Source organism: Rhodoferax sp. (genome assembly GCF_034520025.1).
Lineage (GTDB): Bacteria > Pseudomonadota > Gammaproteobacteria > Burkholderiales > Burkholderiaceae_C > Allorhodoferax.
Window position 1 is genome coordinate 1276902 of record NZ_JAXHNZ010000001.1, and the last position, 13784, is coordinate 1290685.

Annotated in this window: 14 protein-coding genes; 2 read left to right on the forward strand and 12 right to left on the reverse strand. The window is 58.6% G+C overall.

Annotation, left to right across the window (positions count from 1 at the left end; translation table 11 throughout):
- Positions 1-7: 7 nt before the first annotated feature.
- From pilB to rfbB, 5 genes are all read right to left on the reverse strand, one after another.
- Complete coding sequence (gene pilB / locus U5L73_RS06165; protein ID WP_322561519.1) at positions 8-1741, reverse strand: type IV-A pilus assembly ATPase PilB; 1734 nt, start codon at positions 1739-1741, stop codon at positions 8-10.
- An 87-nt stretch (positions 1742-1828) separates the two neighbouring features.
- Entirely contained in the window at positions 1829-2365 is a 537-nt protein-coding gene (gene rfbC, locus U5L73_RS06170; RefSeq protein ID WP_322561520.1) for a dTDP-4-dehydrorhamnose 3,5-epimerase, read from the reverse strand.
- On the reverse strand, positions 2365-3276 hold the full coding sequence (gene rfbA, locus U5L73_RS06175) for a glucose-1-phosphate thymidylyltransferase RfbA (protein WP_322561521.1): 912 nt from the start codon (positions 3274-3276) through the stop codon (positions 2365-2367). Before rfbA ends, rfbC begins: the two co-directional genes overlap by 1 nt.
- 4 nt (positions 3277-3280) lie before the next feature.
- On the reverse strand, positions 3281-4186 hold the full coding sequence (gene rfbD / locus U5L73_RS06180) for a dTDP-4-dehydrorhamnose reductase (RefSeq protein ID WP_322561522.1): 906 nt from the start codon (positions 4184-4186) through the stop codon (positions 3281-3283).
- Positions 4183-5277, reverse strand: coding sequence for a dTDP-glucose 4,6-dehydratase (rfbB, locus tag U5L73_RS06185; protein WP_322561523.1), 1095 nt, complete (start codon positions 5275-5277; stop codon positions 4183-4185). The genes rfbD and rfbB overlap by 4 nt, the downstream gene beginning before the upstream one ends.
- Before the next feature lie 174 nt (positions 5278-5451).
- Here rfbB and U5L73_RS06190 point away from each other — a divergent pair, with 174 nt between their 5' ends.
- Both U5L73_RS06190 and U5L73_RS06195 read left to right on the forward strand, forming a co-directional pair.
- Positions 5452-5847 (forward strand): pilin, encoded by a 396-nt coding sequence (locus tag U5L73_RS06190; RefSeq protein WP_322561524.1) that lies wholly within the window; start codon positions 5452-5454, stop codon positions 5845-5847.
- Between the two features lie 23 nt (positions 5848-5870).
- Positions 5871-6545 carry a PEP-CTERM sorting domain-containing protein gene (locus U5L73_RS06195; protein ID WP_322561525.1) on the forward strand — a complete coding sequence of 225 codons (675 nt, stop codon included), beginning with the start codon at positions 5871-5873 and terminating at the stop codon, positions 6543-6545.
- Here U5L73_RS06195 and U5L73_RS06200 read toward each other — a convergent pair.
- From U5L73_RS06200 to U5L73_RS06230, 7 genes are all read right to left on the reverse strand, one after another.
- Positions 6488-7924 (reverse strand): phosphomannomutase, encoded by a 1437-nt coding sequence (locus U5L73_RS06200; RefSeq protein ID WP_322561526.1) that lies wholly within the window; start codon positions 7922-7924, stop codon positions 6488-6490. The genes U5L73_RS06195 and U5L73_RS06200 overlap by 58 nt on opposite strands.
- A 4-nt stretch (positions 7925-7928) precedes the next feature.
- A complete protein-coding gene (locus U5L73_RS06205; RefSeq protein ID WP_322561527.1) occupies positions 7929-9251 on the reverse strand; it encodes a UDP-glucose/GDP-mannose dehydrogenase family protein in 1323 nt (440 codons plus the stop codon).
- Between the two features lie 64 nt (positions 9252-9315).
- On the reverse strand, positions 9316-9795 hold the full coding sequence (locus U5L73_RS06210) for a GDP-mannose mannosyl hydrolase (protein ID WP_322561528.1): 480 nt from the start codon (positions 9793-9795) through the stop codon (positions 9316-9318).
- Complete coding sequence (locus tag U5L73_RS06215) at positions 9785-10549, reverse strand: WecB/TagA/CpsF family glycosyltransferase (protein WP_322561529.1); 765 nt, start codon at positions 10547-10549, stop codon at positions 9785-9787. The genes U5L73_RS06210 and U5L73_RS06215 overlap by 11 nt, the downstream gene beginning before the upstream one ends.
- Complete coding sequence (locus U5L73_RS06220) at positions 10546-11709, reverse strand: glycosyltransferase family 4 protein (protein WP_322561530.1); 1164 nt, start codon at positions 11707-11709, stop codon at positions 10546-10548. Before U5L73_RS06220 ends, U5L73_RS06215 begins: the two co-directional genes overlap by 4 nt.
- On the reverse strand, positions 11706-12848 hold the full coding sequence (locus tag U5L73_RS06225; RefSeq protein ID WP_322561531.1) for a glycosyltransferase family 4 protein: 1143 nt from the start codon (positions 12846-12848) through the stop codon (positions 11706-11708). Before U5L73_RS06225 ends, U5L73_RS06220 begins: the two co-directional genes overlap by 4 nt.
- A 27-nt stretch (positions 12849-12875) precedes the next feature.
- Positions 12876-13778 (reverse strand): glycosyltransferase family 2 protein, encoded by a 903-nt coding sequence (locus U5L73_RS06230; protein ID WP_322561532.1) that lies wholly within the window; start codon positions 13776-13778, stop codon positions 12876-12878.
- Between the last annotated feature and the right edge of the window lie 6 nt (positions 13779-13784).

Here is a 13784-nt window from a genome sequence, read left to right on the forward strand (position 1 = left end):
TGCCCTTTTATTCGTTGGTCACCGCAAGCACTTCTTCCAACGAAGTCAGCCCTTGTTTCACTTTGTGCAAGCCGGACTGACGCAACGAGCGCACGCCCTCCAACTCCGACTGGGCGGCGATATCCATTGCACTGCCATCACGCAAAATAATGCGTTGAATCTCTTCACTGATAGGCATCACTTGATAGATGCCCACCCGGCCCTTGTAACCGTTGTTGCAAGCCGAGCAGCCTACGGCCCTGTAAGGCTTCCAGCTCCCATCCAGATCAGCCTGCTTGAATCCCGCGTCCAGCAGCGCGAGTTCCGGCACATCCGCCGGCTGCTTGCATTGCCCGCACAGCCGCCGGGCCAGTCGCTGCGCCGTGATCAAAATGACGCTGGATGCGATGTTGAACGGCTGAATGCCCATGTTCCGCATCCGCGTGAGCGTTGTCGGGGCGTCATTGGTGTGCAGGGTAGATAGCACCAAGTGGCCGGTTTGCGCTGCCTTGATCGAAATGTCGGCCGTTTCCAGGTCCCGGATTTCACCCACCATGATGATGTCCGGATCCTGCCGCAAAAACGACTTCAGCGCCGCAGCAAAAGTCAGGCCCGCCTTTTCATTCACGTTCACCTGGTTGACACCCGGCAAGTTGATTTCGGAGGGGTCCTCGGCGGTGGCAATGTTCACCCCGGGCTGGTTCAGCATATTCAGGCAGGTGTACAGCGACACCGTTTTGCCGGAACCCGTAGGCCCCGTGACCAGAATCATCCCGTAAGGCCGGCCAATCGCCTTGAGTAGGCGCTCTTTTTCTTCGGCCTCGTACCCCAGCGCATCGATGCCCAGCTTGGCACTGCTCGGGTCCAAGATACGAATCACAATCTTCTCGCCAAACAAGGTGGGCAGTGTGCTCACCCGGAAGTCAATCACCCGGTCCGCGCCCACCTTGAGTTTCATGCGGCCGTCTTGCGGGACCCGCTTCTCCGAAATATCCATCCGCGAGATCACCTTGATCCGCGAGGCCAGCTTGTCTTTGATGGCGATCGGAGGGCTCGCAATTTCGCGCAGCTCCCCGTCAATCCGGAACCGCACCCGGTACTGGTGTTCGTAGGGCTCAAAGTGCAAGTCCGAGGCCCGCATGCTGAACGCATCCATCAACATTTTGTGCAGGAAACGCACTACCGGTGCATCTTCAACATCCGCGGTCGCCGCTTGGGTGGTCTCAACAGCGGACTCGGCAGCTGCTTCATCAAACTCGAAGTCGCCGCCAATGATTTCTTCCATCGCCTCGGTCGCCGTGACCGTATTGGCGTCCACAATCTTCGACAGCTTGTCGTACTCGGCAATGACCCAGTCAAAGCCCATCTGGGTCGCAAACTTGATCCGCTCTGCAGCTTGCTGGTCCGAAGGGTCTGCGGTGGCAATGATCAAGCGGTTGCCGCGCTTGCTCAACACCAAGACTCTGAACTCGGTGCAAATCTTCGCGTCCAGCAGGCCCTTAGGCAAGCGCTGCACATCCACAGCATCCAAATCCAGCAACGGTGCCGCAAAAGCTGCCGACAGGGTTTGTGCCAGATCCAACGACGATACCGCCGCCGACCCCACCAATTCCGCCATAAAGCTGTTTTTGCTTAGCAGCGCTTTGCGGTAGATTTCTTCAGCCGTTTGCTGGGGTAGCTTGCCGGCTAGTACCAGCGCCCTGCCGATTCCTGGCAGGGCAACAGAAGCGGGGTCGCGGGTGAGTGTTTCAGCGGATGCCATAAGCCGCTAAGGATAGCGTAAGCCACGCATTCTCAGGGGGCCGGAATCACCCCGTTACGAATTTTCATTCCCCAAGCGTGGTGCTTTTCACAAGGAGGCGAAAGAATCCCCCGCCATATCCTTGGCAGACAGCTTGGGCGCTATAGACAGGGCGGGCCACTCGATTGCCAAAGTAGGGTCGTTCCAGGCAATACATTTCTCAAAAGCGGGTGCGTAGTAGTCGGTGGTTTTGTACAAAAACTCAGCGGTTTCCGACAACACCACAAAACCATGCGCCAGTCCCGGTGGTACCCACAGTTGCCGCTTGTTGGAGGCCGAGAGTATCTCGCCCACCCATTTTCCGTAGGTCGGCGAGTCTGGCCGGATATCCACTGCCACATCAAAAACCTCGCCCTGCGCCGCCCGCACCAGTTTGCCCTGGGGGTTTTCGGTTTGGTAGTGCAGTCCGCGCAGCACCCCATAGCCCGACTTGGAGTGGTTATCCTGCACAAAAGGCAGCGTCACTCCGGTGGCTTCACGAAACACGCGCTCGTTAAAACTCTCAAAGAAAAAGCCGCGTTCATCGCCAAATACTTTGGGCTCTAGCAGCAATACATCCGCAATGGCGGTTCGGGTGACTTGCATCAAAAAACCTTCTCTTTCAACAAACGCAGCAAGTACTGGCCGTAGCCGGACTTGGCCAGTGGCTGGGCCAGCAGTTGCAATTGGGCATCGTCAATCCAGCCGCTACGCCATGCAATTTCTTCGGGGCAGGCCACTTTCAAGCCTTGGCGGTTTTCGATGGTGTGGATGAACTGGCTCGCCTCCAGCATCGACTCGTGGGTTCCTGTATCCAGCCAGGCATAGCCGCGGCCCATGGTCTGCACATCCAAGGTTCCGCGCTCCAGGTACATGCGGTTCAGGTCGGTGATCTCCAGCTCGCCGCGTGCCGAGGGCTTTACCTGCTTGGCCATCTCCACGACCTGTGCATCATAAAAATAGAGCCCGGTCACCGCATAGCGCGATTTGGGTTCCTTGGGCTTTTCCTCGAGGCTCATGGCTTTGCCTGCTGCGTCAAACTCAACCACGCCATAGCGTTCCGGGTCATTCACAGCATAGGCAAAAACAGTGGCACCGCTGGTTTGAGCGGTCGCGCTTTGCAGCAGCCCTGCAAAGTCGTGTCCGTAAAAAATGTTGTCGCCCAACACAAGTGCACTGGGCGCGCCATCCAAAAACTTCTCGCCAATCAAAAACGCCTGCGCCAGCCCGTCGGGCGAGGGCTGCACTGCGTACTCAATGTGAATGCCCCACTGGCTGCCGTCACCCAACAACTGCTCAAAGCGGGGGGTATCTTGCGGTGTGCTGATCACCAGCACCTCCTTGATGCCTGCCAGCAGCAGCACACTCAAGGGGTAGTAAATCATTGGCTTGTCATAGATCGGCAGCAGTTGCTTGCTGACAGCCTGTGTCGAGGGGTACAGGCGCGTGCCTGAGCCACCCGCCAAGATGATGCCCTTGCGGGCTTTCGCCCCGCTGCTTTGAGATGGATTACTCATCGTTTTACTTCCCTGAAATTTCAATCAACATCCGTTTCACGCCCACCTGCCACGAAGGCAGCGTCAAGCCAAACGCCGCTTGGAGCTTGCGGGTGTCCAGACGCGAGTTCAACGGGCGCTTGGCTGGTGTGGGGTAGCTGCTGGTGGGCGTAGGCGCCACTTTGTCCGCAGTGGCTTTGAGCGGCAGGCCCAGAGCAGCGGCCTCCGTCAACACCCACTGCGCGTAGCCGTGCCAGGTGGTCTCGCCAGCGGCAATGCAGTGGTACAGGCCTGCCAATTCAGGGCGGGTTTGCAGAGTGCGTAGGGCGTGGGCCGTCACATCGGCCAGCAACTCGGCCGAGGTAGGGGCCCCGAACTGGTCGTTAATCACGGTTAGCGACTCGCGCTCCCCAGCCAAGCGCAACATGGTCTTCGCAAAGTTGCCACCCCGGGCCGCATACACCCAGCTGGTTCGCAAAATCAAATGCTTGGGGTTCAGGGCAACCGCCTGCTCGCCTTCGAGCTTGGTTTGCCCGTACACGCTCAGAGGGCCGGTCGCATCGCTCTCGGCCCATGGCGTGTTACCACTGCCGTCAAACACGTAGTCGGTGCTGTAGTGCACCAGCCACGCTCCTGTTTTGATAGCAGCCTGCGCAAGCATCGCGGGGGCTAGCGCATTGATGGCTCTTGCAAGCTCCGGCTCGCTCTCGGCTTTGTCTACGGCAGTGTGCGCTGCCGCGTTCACTATTACGTCAGGGCGTACCGCCATCACCGTGGTTTCCAAGCCGGCCAAATCGGTCAAGTCGCCGCACAACCCCTGCGGGTTCTGGCTTGCATCCGAGCCCAGCGCCACCACTTCACCCAACACGCTCAACGACCGCTGCAACTCCCAGCCCACCTGGCCGCTACGGCCTAACAGCAAAATCTTCATGCGGCTGCCTGGACGCTGGGGGTTGCTCCGGTCGCGCCATACTGCTTGCTCACCCAATCGCGGTAACCACCACTCAGCACGTTGTCTACCCATTGCGGGTTGTCCAAGTACCACTGCACCGTTTTGCGGATGCCGGTCTCAAATGTTTCCGCCGGCTTCCAGCCCAGCTGCTGCTCAATCTTGCGGGCATCAATCGCATAGCGGCGGTCATGGCCGGGCCGGTCGGTCACAAACGTAATTTGCTCTTGGTAGGGTTTGCCGTCCGCGCGGGGCTTAAGCTCATCCAGCAGGGCGCAGACGGTGTGCACGATGTCGAGGTTCGGCTTCTCGTTCCAGCCACCCACGTTATAGGTTTCACCCAGCACACCTGCCTCCAGCACCCGGCGAATGGCGCTGCAATGGTCTTTGACATACAGCCAATCGCGGATCTGCTGACCGTCCCCGTACACCGGCAAGGCCTTGCCCGCTTGCGCGTTCACGATCAGCAGCGGAATCAGCTTTTCCGGAAAGTGGAAGGGCCCGTAGTTGTTGCTGCAGTTGGTCGTGAGCACCGGCAGACCATAGGTGTGGTGATAGGCCCGCACCAAGTGGTCGCTGGCGGCTTTGCTTGCGCTGTATGGGCTATTGGGCTCGTACCGGTTGGTTTCTGCAAAAGCCGGGTCTGTTTTGGCTAGCGAGCCGTACACCTCGTCGGTGGACACATGCAAAAACCGGAACGCGGCTTTGGCGTCTTCCCTCAGGGCGCCCCAATACGACCGCACGCTTTCCAGCAAGTGAAAAGTGCCCACAATATTGGTTTGAATAAACTCGCCCGGCCCGTGGATCGAGCGGTCCACATGGCTCTCTGCGGCAAAGTTCAGCACCGCGCGTGGCTGGTGCTCTTGCAGCAAACGGCTGATCAGCTCCGCATCGCCAATGTCGCCTTGCACAAAAACGTGCGCCGGGTTGTCGGACACCGAGGCCAGGTTTTGCAGGTTGCCGGCGTATGTCAACTTGTCGAGGTTGATCACCGTCTCGTTGGACTGGGCCAGCCAATCGAGCACAAAGTTGCTGCCGATGAAGCCGGCGCCGCCGGTAACCAGAATTGTCATCTTCTCTATCTCTCAAACATTGATGGGTCTGTGGATTATCTTTCTTAGTCAGGTCCAGGTAGTCATTCCGTCGCCATTAGTCCATTCGGCTCATCCATCCGGACTATTTCCCTACCCGTTGTGCCGAACTACTATGCGGTAACAACTGGTTACAGCTTTCCACTACAGCCCACTATGCGCGTTACATCGAACCCACGTTATTCGCAAACCGGTTTCACCTTGATAGAACTCGTCATGGTGATCGTCATCCTCGGTGTTTTGTCCGCGGTGGCGATCCCCAAGTTTGTGGACTTGCGCACTGACGCCCAAACCGCCGCCACCTTGGGCGTAGCCGGTGCCATCTCTGCCGGCTCGGCCATCAATGTGGCTACTCGCAAAGCCAACGCCAGCAAAGGCGTTGCCATTACCGATTGCGCGGACGGCGCCTTGCTCCTGCAAGGCGGCTTACCAGCCAACTACAGCCTGGGTGGCGGGCTGCCCCTGCCGGTACCCGAGGGGCAAACCGTGGTTTGCACCCTCAACGGCCCCAACGGCACCTCTGCCGATGCCACCCTGATCGGCATTCTTTGACACGCACTTTTCTGGAGATCACCATGCCGCTTTTCAGCGCCTTCCGGGCGATTGCCTCCACCCTCACCACCGCAGCCGCACTGCTATGTGCAGGCGGGGCCGGGGCCCAAGCCCTCACCCTGACGTTTGATGACCTCGCTAGCCCCACCGGCACCCTGGCTGCAGGTGTGCAGTTGCAACACAGCACAGATACCCACTTTGTACTCAGCGGGGCCGGCTACCTGTTGGCTCCTGCGCCGGAGGGTAAATTTTTGGGCTACTACGGCCTGAGTGAGCAGAGCGAAACCCTATCCCTCGCGCCCGGCACTACTGGCACTTTTGCGTTGCAAAGTCTTGAACTGGCAGGCCCCTTGGGCTTCGGGGGCGGCCAGCTTGCCGACCAGTTCTCGATCCGTATCACCGGTACCAAGGCCGATGGCAGCTTGGTGCAGGCAAGCCAGCCTCTGGCCCTCACCCCCGGCCGCTTTGTGCACTACGGCAGCGAGTTTTTTACCGGCTTTACCGGCCTGACCTCCGTCCACCTCAGCGGAATCGGTAGCAACAACGCCCGCTATGTGGGCGTTGACAACATCGCCCTCACCATTAGCCCGGTGCCCGAGCCCGCAACCTATGCACTGTTGCTGGCCGGCTTAGGGCTGCTTTACGCGGCCACCTTCAGCACCCGCAGCAAGCAGTCGTCGCACAGCTGCTTGGCTTGATCGACCGTGGTGCTTTCGGCGTAGCAGCGCAGCTCGGGGGCGTTGCCGCTGGGGCGCAGGTGCACGATGTCGCCTGACGCAAACAGCACCCGCAAGCCATCGGTCTCGTCAACCGACATTACCTCGCCCGCGTGCGGGGCCAGCAGCTCGCGCAAGGCCGCGTGGTCCATGCGCAAGCGCACGATCAGCGCCAAGCTGCTGGCAGTGGCAAAGTTTTGAATCCGGTCGCTCGCGGTAAACCGCTTGGGCAGGCGGTAGCCCACCTCTGACATCTTGAACTTGCCCGCCTTGGCGCCGCACAGCAGGGCCAGCATGGGCAACACCGCATCGCGGGTAGGCAGGGGCCCCAAGCGGCGGCCGTCGCGCAGCACTTGGCTACCCAGCAAAAAGCCACCGTTGGCCTCAAAGCCCACCACCACATTGGCGCCGGCCTTGGCGGCGTTTTGCATGCCTTCAATCACATAGGGCGAGCCAATGCGGGTGCGCACCACCTGCGCAAAACTCCGGGTGCTCTCCAGGGCGCTGTTGCTGCTCACCGGGGTGACCACGGCAGTCGCCTGGAGCTGTTGCGCCGTCAAAATACCCACCACATCGCCGCGCAGCCACTCGCCGCGCTCGTCGCCAATCAGGGGGCGATCGGCGTCGCCGTCGGTAGACACAATGGCGTCAAAGTCGTGCAGCTCCGCCCACTCGCGGGCCTGCTCAATGTCCTCATGGCGCACCGCCTCGGTGTCGATCGGCACAAACACATCGGTCCGGCCCAGCGAAATCACCTCGGCGCCCAGGCCTTCCAAAATTACGCGCAGCACATCGCGCGCCACGCTGCTGTGCTCGTAGACCGCAATCGTCTCGCCGGCCAGGGCATCGGCGCCAAAAAAATCCAGGTAGCGGCGCACATAGGCCTGCTCCACGCGCGGGTCCGGGGCGGGCAGGGCAGGGAGCTTCAAGCCCTTGGGCACGCCCACCAAAAAGTCCAGCATGGCGCGCTCATCGGCTTTGGTGATCTCGCCTTCCTCGCGGTAAAACTTGATGCCATTGCGATCAAACGGAATATGGCTGCCGGTCACCACAATTGCCGGTGCGCCCAGCTGCGCCGCATACAGCGCCAGTGCCGGTGTGGGCAGGGCGCCGCCGTACACCACCTGCATGCCCAAGCTCTGAATGGCTGCTGCGCAGGCCGCTGCAATGGCCGGGCTGCTGGGGCGCAAATCGTGGCCCAGCACAATCGTGGTGGCCTTGGGCACCACCGCATTCAAAAACGCGGTGGTGTAGGCGTGGCACAGGCTGGGGGTCATGTCTACCACCTTGCCGCGCGCACCGCTGGTGCCAAATGCCACGCCGGATTGGATGGCCAAATCTTGCAGGGTCAACACGGTCATGGCGTTAGCGTCCGATAGCTTGGTACTCAATGCCCATGCTGCGCACCAGCTTGGGGTCGTACAGGTTGCGGCCGTCAAAAATCACCGGCTGCTTGAGCTTGGCCTTGATGTTCTCAAAATCAGGGCTGCGGAACTCGCGCCACTCGGTCACGATGATGAGCGCATCCGCCCCCTCCAGCGCAGCCGTCTGGCTATCGGCATAGCTCAGGCGCGGCTCGTCGGGGAAGCAGTGTTGCGCTTCTTTCATGGCCACCGGGTCATAGGCGGTCACCGTCGCGCCCGCATCCAGCAGGTCTTGAATTACATCGCGGCTGGTGGCCTTGCGCATGTCATCGGTGTTGGCCTTAAAGGCCAAGCCCCACAGGGCAAAGTGCTTGCCCGTCAAATTGGCGCCAAAGCGTTTGAGCACCTTGCCGCCCAGTACCCGTTTTTGGGCGTCGTTGGCCGCCTCTACCGCAGTCAGCACCTGCAGGTGAATGCCAGCGTCGTCTTGCGCTGTTTTTACCAAGGCCTGCACGTCTTTGGGAAAGCACGAGCCGCCATAGCCCGCACCGGCATACAAAAAGTCGTAGCCAATGCGCGGGTCCGAGCCAATGCCCTTGCGCACGTTTTCAATATCAGCGCCCAGCTTTTCGGCCAGGTTGGCCAGCTCGTTCATAAAGCTGATGCGGGTCGCCAGCATGGCGTTGGCGGCGTATTTGGTCAGCTCTGCACTGCGAATGTCCATCACGATCAGGCGGTCGTGGTTGCGCTGAATCGGCGCATACAGCGCGCGCATGTTCAGCGCCGCTTGCTCGTCCTCGCAGCCCACCACAATGCGGTCGGGGCGCATAAAGTCGTCAATGGCGGCGCCTTCTTTCAAAAACTCGGGGTTGCTCACCACGCTAAACGGCGTGTTCACCCCGCGCTTGGCCAGTTCGTCGGCAATAGCCGCCTTTACCCGGTCGGCGGTGCCCACGGGCACGGTGCTCTTGTCTACCACCACCTTGTAGTCGGTCATGTACTTGCCGATGTTGCGGGCGGCGGCAATCACATATTTCATGTCGGCCGAGCCGTCTTCATCAGGCGGGGTGCCCACTGCAATGAACTGCACCGTGCCAAAGTGGGCGGCTTTCTCTACATCGGTGGTGAAGTGCAAGCGGCCCGCTGCCACATTGCGCTTGACCATCTCTTGCAGGCCCGGCTCATAGATAGGAATGCCGCCATCCTCCAAAATCTTGATCTTGGCCGGGTCCACATCCAGGCACAACACATCGTTGCCCACATCAGCAAAACAAGCGCCTGACACCAGGCCCACGTAGCCGGTTCCGATCACGGTAATTTTCATAACTCACTCCCTCTCTAATTTAAGCAAAAAATGCCTGTAGCGCATATATAACCTGCGCCACTAGCTACATATTTGATAGCAAAATAGCATCCACATAGTCTTTGGTAAAGCGGTGCACTTGCTCGGAGGCCTGCGCCTGGGCCAGCGGCCACCAGCGTAGCGCGCTGTGCTGGGCATCGGCGGCAGCCAGCTCGGTGCCCGCTGGCAGGGCTATCAAGTTACCCATGACCACATAGTGGGTCGAGACCCCGTTGTCCCCCGTAAAACAGTCCGTGTAAAAGTGCTCAAAGGCACCGATATGGCGCGGCGGCACCGGCAAGGCCGCCAGTTGCAGGCCCAACTCGTCTTGGGCCACCCGCGCCAGTGCGGCTTGCATGGGCTCGTTTTTGCGGATGCGCCCACCCGGCACAAACCAGTAGCCTTGGGCCGGCCGGTTGTTGCGCAGGCCCAGCAATATCTCGGTGCCCCCGCGCACGACCACCATGTCCATGGCTACCAAGGGTGCCGCGTCTACTACCCCCAAAAAAACGTCTTTACTCAGCATGGCGGCGCGTGAGCAGTTGGCGGGCTGCGCCCGCAATAAACAAGGTGTTGGTTACCAGGTAGCGCTTCCATAAGCGGCGCGGCTCTGACACCAGCCGGTGCAGCCATTCCAGGCCCGCGTTTTGCATCCACAGCGGCGCCCGCTGAATGGTGCCCGCGTGGTAATCAAACGCAGCGCCCACCCCCACCATCACCGCCTGAATGCGCCCGCGGTGCGCGGCCATCCACAGCTCTTGCTTGGGGCAGCCCAAGCTCACCCACACCGTGCCTGCGCCCGATGCGTTAATGCGCTCTACCACTGCGGCGTCTTCGGCCGGGGTAAGGGCTCTGAATGGCGGCGAATACGCCCCTGCCACCCGCAGTGCCGGGAACGCGTTTGCCATCTTGGTTTGCAATATGGCCAGCGTCTCTTCGGTGCCGCCATACAGGTAAATGGACTCGTCGCGCTGCGCGGCTTCCGCGCAGTATTTCCACATCAGGTCTGGCCCGTTGATGCGCTGCTGGGTGGCAAACCCTAGTTTGCGCATCATCCAGGCCACCGGCGCGCCATCGGGCGTGGCCATGTCTGCCTGGGTCACCACGTTGCCAAAGGCCGGGTCTTGCCCAGCGGTTACCACCGAGTGGGCGTTGCAGATACAAACATAGCGGCTCTCGCGGGCAGCGGCCCATGTGGCGATGCGCGAAAGGGCGTCGGGCCAGGTAACTGCGTCAATAGGTGCCCGCAGCACCTGAACAATCTGTTTGCCCGGTGTCATAGGTTCCCCCCGGCTTTCACTTCCGCGATGGCGGATTCATAAATAGTCATGAGCTGCTGGTAATTACGTTCGGCGGTGAATTCCGCTTCGTATTGCTGTCGCGCATTGCGCCCCATGGCGGCCATGGCCTCTGGGTTGGCCAGGGCCCACCGCATCTTTTGGGCCAAGTCTTCCAGGTTGCCCGGCTCAAACAGCAGCCCAGTTTCTCCATCCTTAACCAGCTCTGCTAGCGCACCGATGCGGCTGGAGATCACTGGTAGCCCGCAACCCAGTGCCTCTACCAGGGTGCGCGGAAAATTCTCATACCAAATACTGGGCAACACCAACGCAACGGCAGCGCTCATCTCTTGCCGTACTTGCTCCATAGGCAGGGCGCCTAGTGCGCTTAGGCCGGGCACTTTGTCCAGCATGGCCGCATCAGGCCCTGTGCCAGCTACCCGGAGGCTACTGCCCTCTAGCTGGCGCTGGGCATTGACCAGCACATCCACCCCTTTTTCGGCAGACAGGCGGCCCACGAACAAAAAGCCCTCCCGCGTTCTGGTGGGAGGCGGCTCAAAGTCTACAAAGTTAGGTTTGATTGCAATCCGCTCTGCGGGCAAGCCGCCCTCAATGAACTTGCCGCGGCAAAACTCGTTGAGTGCGATGTAGCGCGTTACTTTGTTTTGCCAAGTGCCCAAAGCGCGGTGTACGGTCACCATGCCAGCCAGCACAGTGCTTTGCAGCACCGAGCCACGGTAACAACCGCGTGCTGCCCCACGCCAAGGCAACTTGCCCAGGCAGTCCTCACATACCTTGCCCTCGCGCAAAAACATGGCCTGCGGGCACATCAGCCTGAAGTTGTGCAGGGTTTGCAGCACCGGCACTTGCAAGCGCGCAGCCACCCAGTAGATGGCTGGTGATATGAGGGGAAACGTGTTGTGCACATGCACCACGTCTGGCTGAAATGCTCGAAGCGTGTTTTCGAACTCCGCCGCCACATTGCCTGACCACACTGTGTTGGCTGCAGCTGCTAACTTGGACATCGACGCGATTGCATCGTTATGCCTTGTGAACAGCTCAACTGTGTGGCCTCTGCTGCGCAGCAGGGCAACCTCGGCCTCCATGACGGTGTCTTCACCACCTTTGTGCTGGTAAGCGTTGTGTACAACCAAAACCTTCATTTGCGCACCGCCCCTCGATAGCCAGGGCTTTGCAGGCATTGCTCCACACCGTCCGCGAAATGTCGCGCCATGTTTTCTACGGTGTATTCGGCGGCACTTCGGCGGCACTCCAGCTTCATTGCACTCAGACGTTCAGAGTCATGGAGTAGTGCCACGGATTCACGCACATAGTCATCCATAGTGTTGGCGGTTATCAGACCGTTAATGCCCGGCTCTAGATACACAATCTCTGGGCTATGAAGGCCGCAGTCGGTTGTGAGCATGGGCACTTCGCACACGAATGAATCCAATATGCCCAAACCCACTAAACCCGGGTTCAGCATGACTGTGGAGCTAGCTAGTGCAAGCACCTTTTCACGGCCTTTGAGCATTCCTGCAAAGTGAGCCCAAGGGTTCTCCTTGCAAAAGGCTTCGACCATTGCTTTTTGCGGACCCGCGCCCACCAGAAGAAGCTGAAAATCCGGGACTTGATGACGTATGTGGCGGGCTGCATCTAACAAAAATTCGATGCGCTTCTCACTGTAAAACGAGCCTAGGAAAATACCGATGGGGCCATCTCTGAGTCCATGCAAATTGGCCCACCGCTGCAATTCGGGCGTATCGATCCCATCAAAGTGCTGGCGCATTTCCTGGGTGTCGACCGCGTTGTTCAAAATGGTCACGCGATCGTCTGGAAATCCAAATTCCTTGATTCGTGGGCGTGTTAACTCTGTGTAACCAAACCACCAGTCCACCTTTGCTGCCACCAAGCGCTTGAATCGCTCACGCCAGGACTGTTGCTGTCCTTGCAGGTTGGCGCCATGCCCCCAAAACGCTACTTTGTATGGAGTCTTAGAAAACTGATGCCATAGATTACATACAAGTTTGTTTTCTTGGGTAACTACAAGCAGCGCGGCATCGGCGCAGAGATCATTTAAAGGCTGGTAGCAAATTCGTCCACCAAGAAAATATTTGGTAGGTAGCTGCGCTGCCCAAGTAATATCCGCACTGTCGTTCTTGCGTATTTCTTCTGCAGTGCCTTGCCCATAAGCAAGTACTAATTCCAACCCGCGGCCACATAACTCATTCCGTAGGCTTTCGAAAAGCGCAACGCGATAGTGTGTAAGTCGGCGTTGAATGATGACGATTTTTTGGGGCATTCAATCTTCTTTTCGGCTGGGCTAGTGCTATATGGATTTTTTTTTCTTGTACAACCCAAGAGTCAGACTCAAATAAGGCCAACAAAAATACAAAGGCCAAGCGGGGCCTGCATGTCTGCTGGTAAGTGCAAGCCAAGACCTCCAGGGCAAACCCTTTCTGTGCATCATGAGTTGCCATCGACGTGTAAATGGCAAACTTTCATCCATATAAGTGCCCTCAATGGAGTTATTGCTACAGGTACCGTAAACACCAGGAGCAACCCACACTTGAACACCTAGTTTGTTGGCGCGTAATGCGTAGTCGGTGTCGCCCATGGCGTGCTCAAAGGTGGGGTCTAAATTGCCCACAATATTTGCAGCTTCTTTGGAAACCAGAACTAAATTCCCATTCATTGCGTCGCACTGTTGCGCTTTGTCAGATGGTTGTATACGAGCAAAGCGCATTCTCTTCAGCGCCGACAAGCGTCTAGACCCACCGTATGTCAAGAGCCCAGTTTTCTCGTCAACTGTGCTGCCTACCACTACAACAGCTTGCCCGGCTGCAGCGCGCAATTCGCGTTCAGTTGCAAGAAGTCTCGCAAGGGCATCTGGTTGCAGCATGGTGTCATCGTTAAGCCAAACATAAAAGTCGGGATCGGATTTTCGGGCGATATCGAACGCTTGGTGCATACCTTTGCACCAATACAAATTACCTGCGGCACGGGCAATATTGATCCACGGGTGTTGGCTGTGCAAAGCATCCGCAGTGCCATCGGTACTTCCATCGTCAACAACTACTGCTGTAACTTCGGTATTTTCTGGCAGGGAATTTGCCCGTACTTTATTAAAGCACTCAATAGTTTTGTCTTTGCGGTTAAAGTACGTCAGCAATATACAAAGCCTTATCTTTCCGTTTTGCTTAATATTTGTTTGTGGCGTTTCTTTCAACATATCGGG

What these genes read in the sequence shown, in the direction of transcription:
- pilB (WP_322561519.1), bottom strand. Translation starts at nt 1,741, where the DNA reads ATGGCATCCGCTGAAACACTCACCCGCGACCCCGCTTCTGTTGCCCTG.
- rfbC (WP_322561520.1), bottom strand. Translation starts at nt 2,365, where the DNA reads ATGCAAGTCACCCGAACCGCCATTGCGGATGTATTGCTGCTAGAGCCC.
- rfbA (WP_322561521.1), bottom strand. Translation starts at nt 3,276, where the DNA reads ATGAGTAATCCATCTCAAAGCAGCGGGGCGAAAGCCCGCAAGGGCATC.
- rfbD (WP_322561522.1), bottom strand. Translation starts at nt 4,186, where the DNA reads ATGAAGATTTTGCTGTTAGGCCGTAGCGGCCAGGTGGGCTGGGAGTTG.
- rfbB (WP_322561523.1), bottom strand. Translation starts at nt 5,277, where the DNA reads ATGACAATTCTGGTTACCGGCGGCGCCGGCTTCATCGGCAGCAACTTT.
- U5L73_RS06190 (WP_322561524.1), top strand. Translation starts at nt 5,452, where the DNA reads ATGCGCGTTACATCGAACCCACGTTATTCGCAAACCGGTTTCACCTTG.
- U5L73_RS06195 (WP_322561525.1), top strand. Translation starts at nt 5,871, where the DNA reads ATGCCGCTTTTCAGCGCCTTCCGGGCGATTGCCTCCACCCTCACCACC.
- U5L73_RS06200 (WP_322561526.1), bottom strand. Translation starts at nt 7,924, where the DNA reads ATGACCGTGTTGACCCTGCAAGATTTGGCCATCCAATCCGGCGTGGCA.
- U5L73_RS06205 (WP_322561527.1), bottom strand. Translation starts at nt 9,251, where the DNA reads ATGAAAATTACCGTGATCGGAACCGGCTACGTGGGCCTGGTGTCAGGC.
- U5L73_RS06210 (WP_322561528.1), bottom strand. Translation starts at nt 9,795, where the DNA reads ATGCTGAGTAAAGACGTTTTTTTGGGGGTAGTAGACGCGGCACCCTTG.
- U5L73_RS06215 (WP_322561529.1), bottom strand. Translation starts at nt 10,549, where the DNA reads ATGACACCGGGCAAACAGATTGTTCAGGTGCTGCGGGCACCTATTGAC.
- U5L73_RS06220 (WP_322561530.1), bottom strand. Translation starts at nt 11,709, where the DNA reads ATGAAGGTTTTGGTTGTACACAACGCTTACCAGCACAAAGGTGGTGAA.
- U5L73_RS06225 (WP_322561531.1), bottom strand. Translation starts at nt 12,848, where the DNA reads ATGCCCCAAAAAATCGTCATCATTCAACGCCGACTTACACACTATCGC.
- U5L73_RS06230 (WP_322561532.1), bottom strand. Translation starts at nt 13,778, where the DNA reads ATGTTGAAAGAAACGCCACAAACAAATATTAAGCAAAACGGAAAGATA.